Source organism: Pantoea rodasii (assembly GCF_002095465.1).
Lineage (GTDB): Bacteria > Pseudomonadota > Gammaproteobacteria > Enterobacterales > Enterobacteriaceae > Pantoea > Pantoea rodasii.
Map to the genome: position 1 here is coordinate 121,785 of NZ_MLFP01000005.1, position 14,939 is coordinate 136,723.

A 14,939-nucleotide genomic window follows, 5' to 3' on the forward strand; every position below is an offset into this window, starting at 1 on the left:
TATATAGAAGTGGATAAAAGCCCAATTTAGGGTTTTGCTATGTTACTTGCGAGCCAACAGGAAACAAGTAGTTTTGCCGGGGAGAGGGGAGATTTGTTGCATGAAAGCAGGGTGCGAGCACCCTGCATCAACGATTAGCTGGCTCTTTTCACCAGTGGAAGGTCGAACGCTTTACGCAGGGCACGCACGAAGGCCTTATCCTGACAGATCGTTTTGCCTGGGGCTATCGGAAAGTTTCGCCACGGGTTTACCGTTGCAGCTCACCAACTTGATCACGATATTCAGCGGTGTCACGCCCGGAATATCGCAGGTCAGACGGGTGCCGATGCCGAATACCACGTTAGCGCGTTGGCCAAAGTGGCGATACAGCGCCAGCGCTTTGTCCAGATTGAGATTATCGGAGAACACCAGCGTTTTGCTTTTGGGATCAATATCCAGACGCTGATAGTGCGCAATGGCTTTTTCACCCCATTCCACCGGATCACCCGAATCATGGCGCAAGCCCTGATAGCGATGTGCAAAGCCGGGACCAAAATCACGCAGGAAAGCATCCATGGTGATGCAATCCGTCAGGGCGATACCCAGTTGGTCATCATACTCATCCAGCCACGACTGCAATGCGGCTCGCTGGCTGTTGGCCAGTACCGGGCTGATTTGCTGATGCGCCTGGAACCATTCATGTGCCTGAGTGCCCACAGGGTTGAGCTGTAAGCGTCGCGCCAGATCGTAGTTACTGGTGCCCACCAGCCACGGAAATTCCGCTTTCAGGGTGGCAACGATCGCTTCCTGGACGGTTTTGGAGTAACGACGGCGCGTGCCGAAATCCATCAGCTGGAAGCGCGACATATCGAGATCGCCAACCTGCTCACGGAACGTCACCAGCTTTTGCTGCAGATGGCTCACCGCTTGCCCGACGTCGATGTCAGGTGTGCGATGGCGATGCACCACTTCACTGATCAGCGCCAGCAGCGGCACTTCCCATAAAATCACTTCGCGCCACGGTCCGCTGATCTGAAGCGTCAGACGGCCATTATCATTGCGCACTTTGACCTGCGAAGGATCAAAACGGAATTGGCGCAGCCAGTCGAGATAATCGGATTCAAAGAAAGGTAAGCCGCTGAGGTAATGATGTTCATCGTCGCTCAGGGCGAGGGAAGGCAGCGTATCGAGTTGCGCACGAATCTCGTCAGCGTACTGGCCGAGCAATTCATCGCCGCGACAGCGAAATTCTGCCGTTACCGGGACATCGTAATAACGATGATAAACGGCCTGCTGCATATGAAGCTTATACGCATCGGTATCAAGCAGCGTGGTCAAAATCGGGGAAGCGTGTCCAGTCATGGTGCGTTTCAGCATCCTCTTCCGCGGAGCAGAGCCCGGTGTCAACAAAGTCATAAAGACGCAGGAGTATAAAACAGTAATGTCCGCGATCACACCATAATTGCGGGTGGCAGGTCGAGGGTCATTTGTGCCATTGTTAATGAATTGTAGCCTTTTGCACGATGGCACGCATTGTGCGTGGCAACGAAGGCACAACCCGCTTAGACTTTGACGGGTCAACATATTAACGATGCGAGAAGGACTTATGACGCAACAGCCGCAAATCAAATATCGCCACGACTACCGTGCGCCGGATTACACCATCACCGATATTGACCTGACGTTTGACCTTGATGACGCCACGACGCGCGTCACCGCGGTAAGCCAGGTGAAACGTCTCGGTGCGGCGGATGCCGAACTGCGTCTGGATGGCGAAGACCTTCAGCTGGTCTCGCTGGTAGTGGATGGTCATCCCTGGTCACACTATCGCGAAGAAGAGGGTGCGCTGGTCATCAGCCAACTGCCCGAAAACTTTACCCTGACGATTATTAATGATATCCATCCAGACAAAAACACCGCGCTGGAAGGATTGTACAAATCGGGTGATGCGCTCTGTACGCAGTGTGAAGCAGAAGGCTTCCGCCATATTACCTGGTATCTGGATCGCCCTGATGTCCTGGCGCGTTTTACCACCACCATCATTGCCGATGCCACGAAATATCCTTACCTGCTGTCAAACGGCAACAAGCTGGAAAGCGGGCGCCACGAAGATGGCCGGCATTGGGTGAAGTGGCAAGATCCGTTCCCGAAACCCTGCTACCTGTTTGCTTTGGTGGCGGGGGAGTTCGATGTGCTGCGCGATAGCTTTACCACCCGTTCCGGCCGTGATGTGGCGCTGGAGATCTTCGTCGATCGTGGCAATCTCGATCGCGCCGACTGGGCGATGACCTCGCTGAAAGCCAGCATGAAGTGGGATGAAGAGCGCTTCAACCTCGAATACGATCTCGACATCTTTATGATCGTCGCGGTGGATTTCTTCAACATGGGCGCCATGGAGAATAAAGGGCTTAACGTCTTTAACTCCAAATATGTGCTGGCAAAAGCGGAAACCGCCACCGATAAAGATTACCTCGGCATTGAAGCGGTGATTGGTCACGAGTACTTCCATAACTGGACCGGTAACCGCGTCACCTGCCGCGACTGGTTCCAGCTCAGCCTGAAAGAGGGCTTAACCGTGTTCCGCGATCAGGAATTCAGTTCCGATCTTGGCTCACGTGCGGTTAACCGTATCGACAACGTGCGCGTGATGCGCGGCGCACAGTTCGCAGAAGACGCCAGCCCGATGGCGCACCCGATCCGCCCGGATCAGGTGATCGAGATGAACAACTTCTACACCCTGACGGTGTACGAAAAAGGTTCCGAAGTGATTCGCATGCTGCACACTTTGCTCGGCGAAGCCAATTTCCAGAAAGGCATGCAGCTCTACTTTGAGCGTCACGATGGCAGTGCAGCCACCTGCGACGATTTTGTCCAGGCGATGGAAGATGCATCCAACGTTGATTTGTCACAGTTCCGTCGCTGGTATAGCCAGGCGGGTACGCCGGTGCTGACCGTGCGTGACGACTACAATCCTGAGCTGGAGCAGTACACACTGCATGTCACGCAGCACACGCCGCCAACCACTGAGCAGAAAGAAAAGCTGCCGCTGCATATCCCGCTCGATATCGAACTCTACGACAACGAAGGCAAGGTGATTCCGCTGCAGCACAACGGCCATCCAGTGCATCACGTACTGAATGTCACCGAGCAGTTCCAGACCTTTATCTTCGATAACGTGCATTTCCAGCCGGTGCCTTCGCTGCTGCGTGAGTTCTCTGCGCCGGTGAAGCTCGACTATAAATGGAGCGATGCGCAACTGACGTTCCTGATGCGCCACGCCCGTAATGATTTTTCACGCTGGGATGCCGCGCAAAGCCTGCTGGCGACCTACATCCGCCTCAACGTCGCACGTCATCAGCAGGGCCAACCGCTGTCACTGCCGCTGCACGTGGCGGATGCCTTCCGCGCTGTGCTGCTGGATGAGCAGGGCGATCCGGCATTAATGGCGTTAATTCTGTCACTGCCAACAGAGAACGAAATCGCCGAATTGTTTGAGGTGATCGATCCTGTAGCGATTTCCGCGGTGCGCACCGCGCTGGTCCACGCGCTTGCCACTGAACTGAGCGATGAATTTTACGCGGTGTATCTGGCGAATCAGAGCCATGAATACCGGGTTGAACATGCTGAGATTGGCAAACGTGCGTTGAAAAACGTCTGCCTGAGTTATCTGGCCTTTGCTGATGCGCAGCAGGCGGATACGCTGGTGCAGGCGCAATATCATCAGGCCACCAACATGACGGATGCACTGGCTGCACTCTCTGCGGCCGTGGCGGCGCAATTGCCCTGCCGCGAAGCGTTGCTGGCCGCGTATGACGAGCGCTGGCATCAGGATGGTCTGGTGATGGACAAGTGGTTTGTATTGCAGGCGACCAGCCCGGCGGAAAATGTTTTAGGCAAAGTCCGCGAACTGTTAAATCACCGTTCATTTACCATGGGCAACCCGAACCGTATCCGCTCACTGATTGGGGCTTTCGCTTCTGGCAACCCGGCCGCGTTCCATGCCAAAGACGGTAGTGGTTATCAGTTCCTGGTGGAGATGTTGACCGATCTTAATACGCGCAATCCGCAGGTTGCCGCGCGCATGATCGAACCGCTGATTCGCCTGAAACGCTATGATGCCGATCGTCAGGCGTTGATGCGTAAAGCGCTGGAAACCTTGAAAGGGTTAGATAAGCTGTCAGGCGATCTGTACGAGAAGATCACCAAGGCGTTAAATGCCTGAGAAATAACACCATCAATAGCGCCGCTACAGAGTCTGAACAACGCTGTAGCGGCGTGATTTATCGTGCGGATTGATTTAACGCTGTTGCGCGAATTTCAACGGCTGTTCCGAAGAACCTCGCTTCATCACACGATCCAGCACTTCAGCTTCAAGCTCTGCCAGACGCGCCGATCCACGACGACGAGGACGGGCCAAATCCACCGTCAAATCCAGTCCGATTTTCCCCTCTTCAATCAGCAGCACGCGATCGGCTATCGCCACCGCTTCACTGACGTCATGGGTAACCAGCAGCACCGTAAAGTTATGCTGTTGCCACAAGGATTCGATCAGGCCTTGCATCTCGATACGCGTGAGCGCATCCAGTGCACCCAGTGGCTCATCCAGCAACAACAATCCCGGACGATGAATCAGTGCACGCGCCAATGCCACGCGTTGTTTTTGTCCGCCAGACAAGGCGGCAGGCCATTCATTGGCGCGATCGGCTAATCCCACGGCCTCCAGCGCTTCCAGCGCCGCAGTGCGCCATGCACGACCTTTTAAACCGAGACCAACGTTATCAATGACCTTTTTCCACGGCAGTAAACGCGCATCCTGGAACATCAGGCGCGTATCTTCACGCGCTTCCGCCAAGGGCGCCGTGCCCGCCAGCAGCTCACCGCGCGTGGTGGACTCCAGCCCCGCCAGCAAACGCAGCAGGGTACTTTTGCCACAGCCGCTGCGACCCACAACCGCGACAAACTGCCCGGCAGGAATATGCAGATCGATATTGTTCAGGATAGTGCGGTCGCCGTATTGCTTGCTGACACCGTTGACGCCAACCGGTGTGCCGCTGTTCAGACGCGATGGACTTAACGTTGCGTTGCTCATGCGTTCTCCTTTAATTGGTAGGCTGGATGCCAGCGCAGCCATACGCGCTCCAGCAGTTGAGCGGCTACATCGGCCAGTTTGCCAAGCAGCGCATAGAGAATAATGGCGACCACCACCACATCGGTTTGCAGGAATTCACGGGCATTCATTGCCAGATAGCCAATGCCTGAGTTAGCGGAAATCGTTTCGGCAACGATCAGGGTCAGCCACATCAGACCCAGCGCAAAGCGTACGCCCACCATGATCGAGGGCAGCGCGCCGGGCAGGATCACCTGAATAAACAGGCTCCAGCCAGAAAGGCCATAGCTGCGAGCCATCTCCACCAGTCCGCGATCGATATTACGGATGCCGTGATAAGTGTTGAGGTAAATTGGGAACAGCGTTCCGAGAGCCACCAGGAAAATCTTGGCCGACTCATCGATGCCAAACCACAAAATCACCAGCGGGATCAGCGCCAGATGCGGCACGTTGCGCAGCATCTGTACCGAAGTGTCTAGCAAGCGTTCACCTAAACGCGAGGTGCCGGTGATTAAGCCCAGAATCAGGCCGATCGATCCGCCAATAGCAAAACCAATGGCCGCACGCCAGCCGCTGATCGCCAGGTTCTGCCATAACTCGCCGCTCACCGTGAGTTTCCAGAAGGTGATAATGATGTTTTCAGGCGACGGCAAGATGCGCGTCGACAGCCAGCCAACCTGAGAGGCGAGCTGCCACACCACAATCAGCAGCACCGGCAATGCCCAGGGCAGCAGGGCATTACTCAGTTGTTTTTGAAACTTTGCCATGATCGGCTCCTTAACTCTGCGACACTTTTTGCGGGGTGAAATCGTTGGCTACCGCTTCACCGTGTGCCTGAACCACGCGCGGCTTCGGTACTTCAGGAATCGCCAAATCGAGGTGAGGGAACAACAGTTCGCCGACGCGATAAGCTTCTTCCAGATGTGGATAGCCGGAGAGAATAAAGGTCTCAATGCCAAGATCCTGATATTCCTGCATACGGGCCGCCACGGTAGGGCCATCGCCCACCAGCGCGGTTCCGGCGCCACCCCGCACTAAACCCACACCCGCCCAGAGATTTGGACTGATCTCCAGCTTGTCACGTTGACCGCCATGCAGCGCCGCCATGCGTTGTTGACCAACAGAATCGGTGCGGGCGAAGGCAGCCTGAGCTTTGGCGATGGTGGCATCGTCGAGGTGCGCGATCAGACGATCCGCCGCCTGCCATGCCTCTTCGTTGGTTTCACGCACAATGACGTGCAGGCGAATGCCGAAGCGAACGGTGCGCCCTTGTGCCGCCGCTTTGGCGCGCACTTTTTCAATTTTCTCTTTCACCAATGCTGGCGGCTCGCCCCAGGTGAGATAGACATCAACCTGTTCTGCCGCGAGATCCTGTGCCGCATCCGATGAACCGCCAAACCATAACGGCGGGCGGGGTTGTTGGACTGGCTTGAACATCAAACGCGCGCCACGCACTTTGACGTGCTTGCCTTGGTAATCAACGGTTTCACCCTCAGTCACACGTCGCCAGACGCGGGTGAACTCGGCAGATTCTTCATAACGTTCGCGATGATCAAGGAACACGCCGTCACCGGCCAGCTCTTCGGGATCGCCGCCGGTCACCAGATTGAACAGCGCACGGCCGTTGGACAGGCGATCAAGCGTGGCGGCCTGCCGCGCGGCCTGCGTCGGTGAAATTACCCCCGGGCGCAGCGCGACCAGGAAACGTAAACGCTGCGTTACCGGAATCAGCGATGCGGCCACCAGCCACGCATCCTCGCAGGAGCGGCCGGTGGGGATCAGCACGCCGCCAAAGCCAAGGCGGTCTGCGGCCTGCGCAATCTGCTGCAGATAACCGTGATCGACCGGACGAGAACCTTCTGCGGTGCCAAGATAGTGTCCATCACCGTGGGTCGGGAGAAACCAGAATACGGATACGCTCATGATTCAATTCCTTATGGCTTGGCGGACTGTGGATGCCAGATGCGGTCAGCGATATTCACTTTTACCGGCATCAAATGGTTGGCATAAAACAGATCGGCCGTTTGCTGTTGGGCCTGCGCGGTGTGCGCGCTGACCGGCGTAATGGTGGTCGGCGGACGATGGTCGAGATAGCTGGCTATCACTGGCTTGGGTAAGCCCATTGCCTTTGCCAGCAGGTCAATACTGGGGTCGCGCTGGCTACGCGTTAGCGCATCGGCATCGCTGAAAGCCTGTAAGACTTGCTGCACAAACGGACCATGGGCTTCGGCGTAGCGACGTGTGGCTAAATAGAACGAACCGGTTTGATTGAGTTTGCTGCCATCAACCAACACGCGTACGTTGCCCTGCAATAAAGCAGCAGAGTAGTACGGGTCCCAAATGGCCCAGGCATCCACATCACCCTGCTGGAAAGCAGCACGCGCATCGGCAGGGGTCAGATAGGTTGGCTGGATATCTTTAAAGCTCAGTCCCGCCTGTTCCAGCGCGCGCAGCAGCAAATTGTGAGAGCTGGACCCTTTCTGGAACGCAACTTTATGGCCTTTCAAATCGGCCACGCTGTGAATCGGGCTGTCTTTTGGCACCAGAATCACTTCGGCCTGCGGCTTGGGTGGCTCGGAGCCGACGTAAAGCAGGTCTGCACCTGCCGCCTGAGCAAACAGTGGCGGAATGTCGCCGGTGCTGCCCAAATCAATGCTGTCGACGTTCAGCGCTTCCAGCATCTGTGGGCCTGCCGGGAATTCGATCCATTTAATGTGCGTGTGCGGGAAACGCTGCTCCAGTAGCTGATGCGATTTCGCCAGCACCATACTGACCGACCCTTTTTGGTAGCCAATACGCAGTTGCTCCGGTGCATCCGCGGCACTGGCACTGAGTGCGAATAACGCGGCAAAAGCCGGTAACAGTAGTCCTGTAAACATCCTTTTCATGATTCTTCCTTTATACCGCTTGTGCGTAAGGTTGATGGCGACGATGCAGCGCGTGCCAGAAGGTATCCAGCGCGTCATCAATACGATCGGCCAGTAGTGGGTCCAGCTCGGGCTGGCGGTCGTAATGCAAAATCTGACCGTCGGTAGCAAATACGCCGTGCAACACTTCCTGCGCTTTTAACGCATTCAGCACTGGTTTGAGGGCGTAATCCACCGCCAGAAGATGGGATGCGCTGCCGCCGCTGGCCAGTGGCAGTACCACTTTGTGCTCCAGCGCGCGTTCAGGCAGCAGGTCGAGCAAGGTTTTCAGCGCTCCAGAAAACGAAGCCTTATAGATAGGTGTCGCGACAATCAGTCCGTCAGCCAGGGCTAAATCGGCTTTTAGCGCTGCCAGTGCTGGAGAGTCGAAGCGTGCATAAAGCAGATCTTCGGGTTGGAAGTTATGAATATTCCACGGAATGACTTCGACACCGCGTGCTTCCAGCGCCTGCTGGCACAGGCTCAACAGCGCAGTAGAGCGTGAAGGAAAGCGAGGGCTGCCCGCCAGCGTAATAACCCGCATAGTCACTCCTTATAACTAAAAGTTATTGATTATCTGATATTGAGAACTGATGTGTTCAATACTGGCAGAGCAGGCGGATGGGCTTAAATGATTTATCTGGCAATCAAAAGGTGGAAACTGCAAAAGGGATGTCGTGGTCAAAAGGGCATTGAGAGGCATGGTGCTGCAGTTTTGCGATTAATCTTAAAACCCCCCTTAACTGCGCATGCAATTGATTACCGCAGATGAATTAACCCGTGGCTAATAGTGAGTCAGGAAATGATACTTTCGCCTTAAGGTATCTGTAACCGCGGAAATGTTTGTACAAATGGTCGAAGATGGCACATCACAAAACACGAGTGGGAATTGCGCACGCGGTACTGATTAAAAAGCATTGTTAAATCAATGGCGAGGTAACAGCCGTTTAGCAATCGTTTAATCAATCAGTGGCAAGCGCACGTCGCGCATTATCCCGCTATTTTTCATGATTAAATAATGTTTGAAACGCTTCCACACAGAAAGTGTGAAACTTCCCCTTTGCAGATACAGAAAAAGTTAAAAGCGTTAATGTGGTTTTGGCAGGAATGGATAAAGAAATTAGCCAGCTTAATGTGTTGGGAATGATTTAAATTACTTAATTATTATTTGGTCCTGTGAATTAAAAAAACAATCTGCTTAACTGATCCCGAAATCAAAAATTCAGTCGTTTACTTTACGTTTAGCTTAAAAGCGCAATTCTTTTTGCTCAGGCATGCATTGCCTGTGGCATTTCATTTCTTTCAACCGTTGTCGGGAAAGGTTTATGTCTAAAATCCTGTTATCCGTAATTATTCCTACGTACAACGTAGAGAATTATATTGTCGAGTGCGTTGACGCCCTGGTGAAGCAAATTAATCCGTCTGATGAAATTATCATCGTCAATGATGGCTCAACAGATGGCACCTTAGCGTTAATTCAACAGCATTATGGTCATCTGCCTCAGGTGAAAATTATCACTACCCTTAACGGTGGTGCGGGCCAGGCGCGCGACGCAGGCATCGACGCCGCCCAGGGGGAATTTTTGTTCTTCTGCGATCCGGATGACATCGTGGCGGAGGGTTTTGTGGCCGAACTGCAGCAGGTTTACCAGGCACATCCAGATACTGAGCTATTCTGTTTCAGCTCGCAGATGTTTGAGGAGGGTCAACGTCATATCACGCGTCCGAAAGTACGCCATGAGGTCTTCGGCAAACAGTCTTCCCACCACGTATTCTCACGCCTGCTGTGCAATGGCAGCTACACCTCAGCTGCGTGGAGTTATGCGGTGAAAAAAACGCTGGTGGAGCAGCAAGGACTGCGTTTCCGTGGCCGCGTGCATGAGGATCACCAGTTCACCCTGTCTGCTTTCGTCTACTCTCGCCATGCGTGGGTGAGCCAACACGTGTATTACCATCAGCGCGTGCGCAATGGTTCACTGACCAACGGTCGCAAAAGTGATGACTATTTCCTGCAACGCTACAACGCATTTATGCAGGCTTACAGCACACTAAAAATCGCGCTGCACAACTCACCCTTGAAAAAGAAACTTGAGAAAGAGTATGTCCTGCACTCGTTCCGCTTGATGATTTATCTCTCGGTGTACAATGGCAGCGAGGTTCCAGAGTATGTGATTAATGCCATACGCTTTTTGGGTGGGCAATATGAGCCAGCTAATGTTAAAGAGTGGTTGCTTATTCATCGACCGGAAATGTTTATTCTGCTTCAGAATATGAAAGTGTCGCGTGAATTAAAACGCGCCGCATGATTCCTTTTTATTCCATCCTGAACTAATAACCCTCTACTGGCGGATGTGTCATTGTCAGGTGCAAGATCAATAAAATGTTACGGTTGATGTCAAATTCATCTCGCTGTCATTAATTGTACGCACAAGTGGAAAGTAAAAAAGCAATTTCATTACGCGTGTGACTGCATTTTAAATGTTCGGTATGGCGTGGAAGTTATCTCATTTTAGCGCCGCGCATAAAATTAAGATTAAGTCTGGTAGGCAGTTTTGTTGTTCTGTGTCAGGCTCTGTTTTTAGCGAATTTTCCCAGACGCCTCGATACTTATGTCAATTAAACGAAACGCCATTGCTAACTATGTTGGTCAGATTTACCTGACGCTGTCGGGCATTCTGGTGGTACCACTTTATATTCATCATTTAGGGATGGAAGCTTACGGGTTAGTGGGATTTTTTTCGATTCTATTAACCTGGTTACAGCTGCTGGATGCCGGTGTCTCAACCACCTTGATGCGTGAGGCGGCGCGTTACCGCGCCAATCAGGCAGAATTTATTTGGTTTCCCTCGCTGTTCGCCGCGTTGTCAAAATTCTTCCTGATGTCAACGGTGATTCTGGTGCTGATCGGTTGGTTGGCAACGCCGTGGATTGCCCATCATTGGCTGGATGCGAAGCATCTGCCGTCATCGGATGTGGTGATTGCCGTCGCCATCATGGTGATCACGGCCGCCATTCGTTGGCGCACCAGCCCCTATCGCAGCGTGATTGTTGGCTTTGAACATCAGGTGTGGCTAAACGGCGTCAATCTGGTGATCGTCACGCTGCGCACCTTTGGCGCGGTGCTGGTGATCCAGCTGTTTTCTAATCCGGTGCTGAGCTTCTTTATTTGGCAACTGCTGGTCTCGATTGTTGAAGCCGTATGTCTAATCTACAAATGTTTCCAGATCGTGCCTGCCGCTGCGCGCAAGCAGAAGCATGAGAATCTGAAAACGATATTAAAGCCGTTTATCCGCTTCGCGCTCAGTGCCGCCTACGCCAGCGCAGTGTGGACCTTTATTTCGCAAATTGACCGGTTAGTACTGTCGAAAACCTTGCCGTTGAGCGAATACGGATCCTTCACCGTGGTCGCCACTGCCGCTACCGGCATTATTTTGCTGAGTAGCCCGATTATGCAGGCCATCGTGCCCCGCATGACCGGGATGAAAACCAAGAAAGAAGGGGATGCACAATCGCTGATCCTTTACCGCTATACCACGCAAGCAGTCGCCATTTTTATGGCACCGCTCAGCATCACCATTGCCTGTTTCTCTGCCCCCCTGCTGTGGGCATGGACGCAGAATCAGCAAGTGGTGAATGAGATGTCGTTTGTGCTCAGTTTGTATGCGCTGGGCAGCGGCGTGCAGGCGATTTGCGGCTTGCTTTATCACCTGCAATACGTCAACGGTAACCTCAAACTGCACGTCAAAGGTTTCTCCTGCTTTGCCATCGTCCTGGTGCCGCTGAATATTTTTGCGGCCATCCATTTTGGTGCGCTGGGTACCGGTTGGTTGTGGCTGGGGCAAAACGTATTTTATTTGCTGGGCTGGGCGTGGCTGGTGCATCGCCGATTCGCACCAGGGATCCACTTCACCTGGCTGACGCGAGATGTGATGTTGGTGTGGGTGGTTGCCGGTGCGATTGCCTGGCTGTGCTCATTATTGCCTATCAGCTGGGACCAAAACCACTGGCTGAATCTGTTGTGGCTTGGATTGATTGGTATGGTGAATTTAGCGGTGTGCTGTCTGTTGCACAGCCTGGTGATCAAACGCCTGCGTCTGCCTTTCGGTAAAGGATTTAACGTCGAGGAGAGAGAATGAGCGGCCAGAGTTCGAAACCCACCATCACGGTAATCGTACCAAACTGGAACTGCGCGCCCTGGCTGGCGGAAGCGATTGAGTCTTTGGCGGGGCAATCGTCACCGCCTGAGCAGATCATCGTGATTGATGACGGCTCAACCGACAACAGTATCGACCTGCTGCAAGCGATGGCCGCTCGCTATCCACAAATTGAACTGTTGCAGGCGCAGCGTGGCGGCGTTAGTGCCGCACGTACGCGAGGGCTGGCGATCGCCACCGGCGACTTTATCTATTTTATGGATGCCGATGATTTTGTCGGTAAAACGCTGTTCGCCGATTTCCGGCGTGCCCGCGACCAGCATCCGGAGATGGAACTGTTCTGCTTCGGCGCTAAAATGTTTACGGACCGTCCTTTGGCACAGCGCCAATACCAGCAGTTCCATCAGCGGCGCATCAACGGCGCGTTTCCCGGTGGCAGCACCACGCTGCGCAACATGATCACTCATCAGTCTGCGCATCGTGTGTTGTGGAGCAGCATTGTGTCGCGTCATTTGATTGAACGCGTTGGCGTGCAGTTTTTGCCGATTCAAAACCACGAAGATGCGCCCTATATGTTCGCGCTGTACATGCAAGCGCAGGAAGTGGTGTTCTCCGCGGAAAGTTACTACTACAAACGCTTTATGGTGACATCGCTGTCTCAGCGTAAAGCGACCTTTGCCTGGGTTGAAAATTACTTCATTGCGCGCGGTAACAGTGAAAGCTTTATGCAAGCATGGGGAATGCCCGTCGATGAGTGGTTGCTGGATCGCTATTACGAGCCGGTGATGTACGGCTGCCTGATTGAGATGCAGAAAAACAACATTGAAGTCCCTGGCGAATGGCATGTCACCATTGATCAGCTGATCCGCAAGGTAACCGGTGAAAGTAAACGCATGAAATTGCAGTGGTACTATCCCACCCTTTATAACGGTCTGAAGGCGAGTCGCAGCCTGCTGGCACGTTATACCGGTAAGCGCTGATTTCGATCAACTCAGCACCACCTGATTAAATTTACTTTTGCGCCAGAGGCCTTTACCATTCTGGCGCACAAATTTTCGTGCACCCGACGTCTTCGCTTCCGCCATTCAGGAGAGTGCATGTTATATCCTATCGTCCGGCCGGCGCTGTTTAAGCTCGATCCAGAGCGTGCGCACGAACTCACCTTTCAACAATTACGTTTTATCAGCGGGACACCGCTGGAAGGACTGATTCGCCAGTCGCTGCCGTCACGTCCGGTGACCTGCATGGGATTGACGTTCCCTAACGCGCTGGGTCTTGCAGCAGGTCTTGATAAAAACGCAGAGTGCATTGATGCCTTCAGTGCGATGGGCTTTGGTTTTGTTGAAGTAGGAACCGTGACGCCGCGTCCCCAGCCCGGCAACGATAAGCCGCGTATGTTCCGTTTGGTGGAAGCGGAAGGGATTATTAATCGCATGGGCTTTAATAATCACGGCGTTGATCACTTAGTCGAGAACGTTAAAAAGGCGCGTTTTAAAGGCATCCTCGGTATCAATATTGGTAAAAATAAAGATACGCCAGTGGAGCAGGGTAAAGACGATTATCTGATCTGCATGGAAAAGGTGTATGCCCATGCCGGTTATATTGCCATCAATATTTCATCGCCTAACACCCCGGGATTACGCACCTTGCAATATGGTGAGGCATTGGACGATCTGCTTTCGGCGATCAAATTAAAACAAAAAGAGCTGCAAGAACGGCACCTTAAATATGTGCCGGTGGCGGTGAAGATCGCGCCGGATCTTTCTGAAGAAGAATTGATCCAGGTTGCCGACAGTTTAGTCCGCCATGAAATTGATGGCGTTATTGCCACCAACACCACCCTCGATCGTTCGCTGGTTTCTGGTCTTAAATATGCTGACGAGATGGGTGGATTAAGTGGCCGCCCGGTTCAGTCGCTGAGCACGGAAGTGATTCGCCGCCTGTCGCAAGAGCTACAGGGCCGCTTACCGATTATTGGCGTCGGTGGCATTGATTCACTGGTTTCAGCGCGTGAAAAAATTGCCGCAGGGGCCACATTGGTGCAGATATACTCCGGCTTTATTTATAAAGGCCCGGGTTTAATTAAAGATATCGTGACCCATCTCTAAGACATTTCCCACTTTCCCGCGCCGGGGGGTTTATTTATCCCTTCGGCTCGTTTATATTTTGTCCTGCTGGTGCATTTTTCAGCTTTTCCTTAGCGTAATTATTTTAAATTAAGCGCCGTTTAGCGCAGCAGGGCACATCATGAAAATCAAACCTGATGATAACTGGCGTTGGTATTTCGACGCAGAGCACGATCGTATGATGCTGGATTTGGCTGATGGCATGCTATTTCGCTCGCGCTTCTCGCGTAAAATGCTGACACCGGATGCCTTTAATGTCAGCGGATTTTGCGTTGACGATGCCGCGCTCTATTTTACTTTTGAAGAGCGTTGCCGCCAGAGTGGATTAAAAGGCGATCAGCGCGCCGAATTAGTATTAAACGCATTAGTGGCGAGTCGTTTTTTAAAACCGCTGATGCCGAAAAGCTGGCATTTCACGACTCATGCTCATAGCTGGCAACCCACATCAGGCGATATGGTGGCCGTGACGCTGGCGGATAGCGGCGAACAGGCGCAATTGCTGGTGGTCGAGAGCGGTGAAAATGCAGCACTGTGTTTGCTGGCGCAAAATGCGTTATCGGTCGCCGGTAAAGGCATGCAGTTAGGCGATGCGATTAAGATCATGAACGATCGTTTGCGACCGCATCAGCAGGAACAGAACGCCCACTTTGCGCGGGCGGTTTAAGCC

The 14,939-nt window shown here is 53.2% G+C and carries 11 protein-coding genes and 1 pseudogene; 6 read left to right on the forward strand and 6 right to left on the reverse strand.

Going from position 1 to position 14,939, the window contains the following annotated elements:
• Positions 1–134 precede the first annotated feature (134 nt).
• Positions 135–1,341, reverse strand: a pseudogene (pncB, locus tag HA45_RS08805) (nicotinate phosphoribosyltransferase).
• Between the two features lie 244 nt (positions 1,342–1,585).
• Between pncB and pepN the strand changes: the two are divergent.
• Entirely contained in the window at positions 1,586–4,201 is a 2,616-nt protein-coding gene (gene pepN, locus HA45_RS08810; RefSeq protein WP_100702605.1) for an aminopeptidase N, read from the forward strand.
• Positions 4,202–4,276: 75 nt separating this feature from the next.
• Here pepN and ssuB read toward each other — a convergent pair whose 3' ends face one another.
• The 5 genes from ssuB to ssuE are packed head-to-tail and all read right to left on the reverse strand — an operon-like array spanning position 4,277 to position 8,536.
• Positions 4,277–5,068 (reverse strand): aliphatic sulfonates ABC transporter ATP-binding protein, encoded by a 792-nt coding sequence (gene ssuB / locus HA45_RS08815; RefSeq protein WP_100702606.1) that lies wholly within the window; start codon positions 5,066–5,068, stop codon positions 4,277–4,279.
• A complete protein-coding gene (ssuC, locus tag HA45_RS08820; protein WP_100702607.1) occupies positions 5,065–5,853 on the reverse strand; it encodes an aliphatic sulfonate ABC transporter permease SsuC in 789 nt (262 codons plus the stop codon). Before ssuC ends, ssuB begins: the two co-directional genes overlap by 4 nt.
• Positions 5,854–5,863: 10 nt before the next feature.
• On the reverse strand, positions 5,864–7,009 hold the full coding sequence (ssuD, locus tag HA45_RS08825) for an FMNH2-dependent alkanesulfonate monooxygenase (protein ID WP_100702608.1): 1,146 nt from the start codon (positions 7,007–7,009) through the stop codon (positions 5,864–5,866).
• 11 nt (positions 7,010–7,020) lie between these two features.
• Entirely contained in the window at positions 7,021–7,974 is a 954-nt protein-coding gene (locus HA45_RS08830; RefSeq protein WP_100702609.1) for a sulfonate ABC transporter substrate-binding protein, read from the reverse strand.
• Positions 7,975–7,984: 10 nt separating this feature from the next.
• Positions 7,985–8,536 (reverse strand): NADPH-dependent FMN reductase, encoded by a 552-nt coding sequence (ssuE, locus tag HA45_RS08835; RefSeq protein WP_100702610.1) that lies wholly within the window; start codon positions 8,534–8,536, stop codon positions 7,985–7,987.
• Between the two features lie 781 nt (positions 8,537–9,317).
• Between ssuE and HA45_RS08840 the strand changes: the two genes are divergently transcribed.
• From HA45_RS08840 to HA45_RS08860, 5 genes are all read left to right on the forward strand, one after another.
• Positions 9,318–10,298 (forward strand): glycosyltransferase family 2 protein, encoded by a 981-nt coding sequence (locus HA45_RS08840; RefSeq protein ID WP_100702611.1) that lies wholly within the window; start codon positions 9,318–9,320, stop codon positions 10,296–10,298.
• 303 nt (positions 10,299–10,601) lie between these two features.
• Positions 10,602–12,128 (forward strand): lipopolysaccharide biosynthesis protein, encoded by a 1,527-nt coding sequence (locus tag HA45_RS08845; protein WP_100702612.1) that lies wholly within the window; start codon positions 10,602–10,604, stop codon positions 12,126–12,128.
• Positions 12,125–13,126, forward strand: a complete 1,002-nt coding sequence (locus tag HA45_RS08850) for a glycosyltransferase family 2 protein (protein ID WP_100702613.1) — start codon at positions 12,125–12,127, stop codon at positions 13,124–13,126. Before HA45_RS08845 ends, HA45_RS08850 begins: the two co-directional genes overlap by 4 nt.
• Positions 13,127–13,243: 117 nt before the next feature.
• Positions 13,244–14,254 carry a quinone-dependent dihydroorotate dehydrogenase gene (pyrD, locus tag HA45_RS08855; RefSeq protein ID WP_100702614.1) on the forward strand — a complete coding sequence of 337 codons (1,011 nt, stop codon included), beginning with the start codon at positions 13,244–13,246 and terminating at the stop codon, positions 14,252–14,254.
• A 139-nt stretch (positions 14,255–14,393) separates the two neighbouring features.
• Complete coding sequence (locus HA45_RS08860; protein ID WP_100702615.1) at positions 14,394–14,936, forward strand: cell division protein ZapC; 543 nt, start codon at positions 14,394–14,396, stop codon at positions 14,934–14,936.
• Positions 14,937–14,939 lie beyond the last annotated feature (3 nt).

Bases quoted from the DNA above. Each gene is read 5' to 3' on its own strand.
- HA45_RS08830 (WP_100702609.1), bottom strand. From the start codon at position 7,974: ATGAAAAGGATGTTTACAGGACTACTGTTACCGGCTTTTGCCGCGTTA.
- ssuC (WP_100702607.1), bottom strand. From the start codon at position 5,853: ATGGCAAAGTTTCAAAAACAACTGAGTAATGCCCTGCTGCCCTGGGCA.
- HA45_RS08840 (WP_100702611.1), top strand. From the start codon at position 9,318: ATGTCTAAAATCCTGTTATCCGTAATTATTCCTACGTACAACGTAGAG.
- pyrD (WP_100702614.1), top strand. From the start codon at position 13,244: ATGTTATATCCTATCGTCCGGCCGGCGCTGTTTAAGCTCGATCCAGAG.
- HA45_RS08860 (WP_100702615.1), top strand. From the start codon at position 14,394: ATGAAAATCAAACCTGATGATAACTGGCGTTGGTATTTCGACGCAGAG.
- HA45_RS08845 (WP_100702612.1), top strand. From the start codon at position 10,602: ATGTCAATTAAACGAAACGCCATTGCTAACTATGTTGGTCAGATTTAC.
- HA45_RS08850 (WP_100702613.1), top strand. From the start codon at position 12,125: ATGAGCGGCCAGAGTTCGAAACCCACCATCACGGTAATCGTACCAAAC.
- ssuD (WP_100702608.1), bottom strand. From the start codon at position 7,009: ATGAGCGTATCCGTATTCTGGTTTCTCCCGACCCACGGTGATGGACAC.
- ssuB (WP_100702606.1), bottom strand. From the start codon at position 5,068: ATGAGCAACGCAACGTTAAGTCCATCGCGTCTGAACAGCGGCACACCG.
- pepN (WP_100702605.1), top strand. From the start codon at position 1,586: ATGACGCAACAGCCGCAAATCAAATATCGCCACGACTACCGTGCGCCG.
- ssuE (WP_100702610.1), bottom strand. From the start codon at position 8,536: ATGCGGGTTATTACGCTGGCGGGCAGCCCTCGCTTTCCTTCACGCTCT.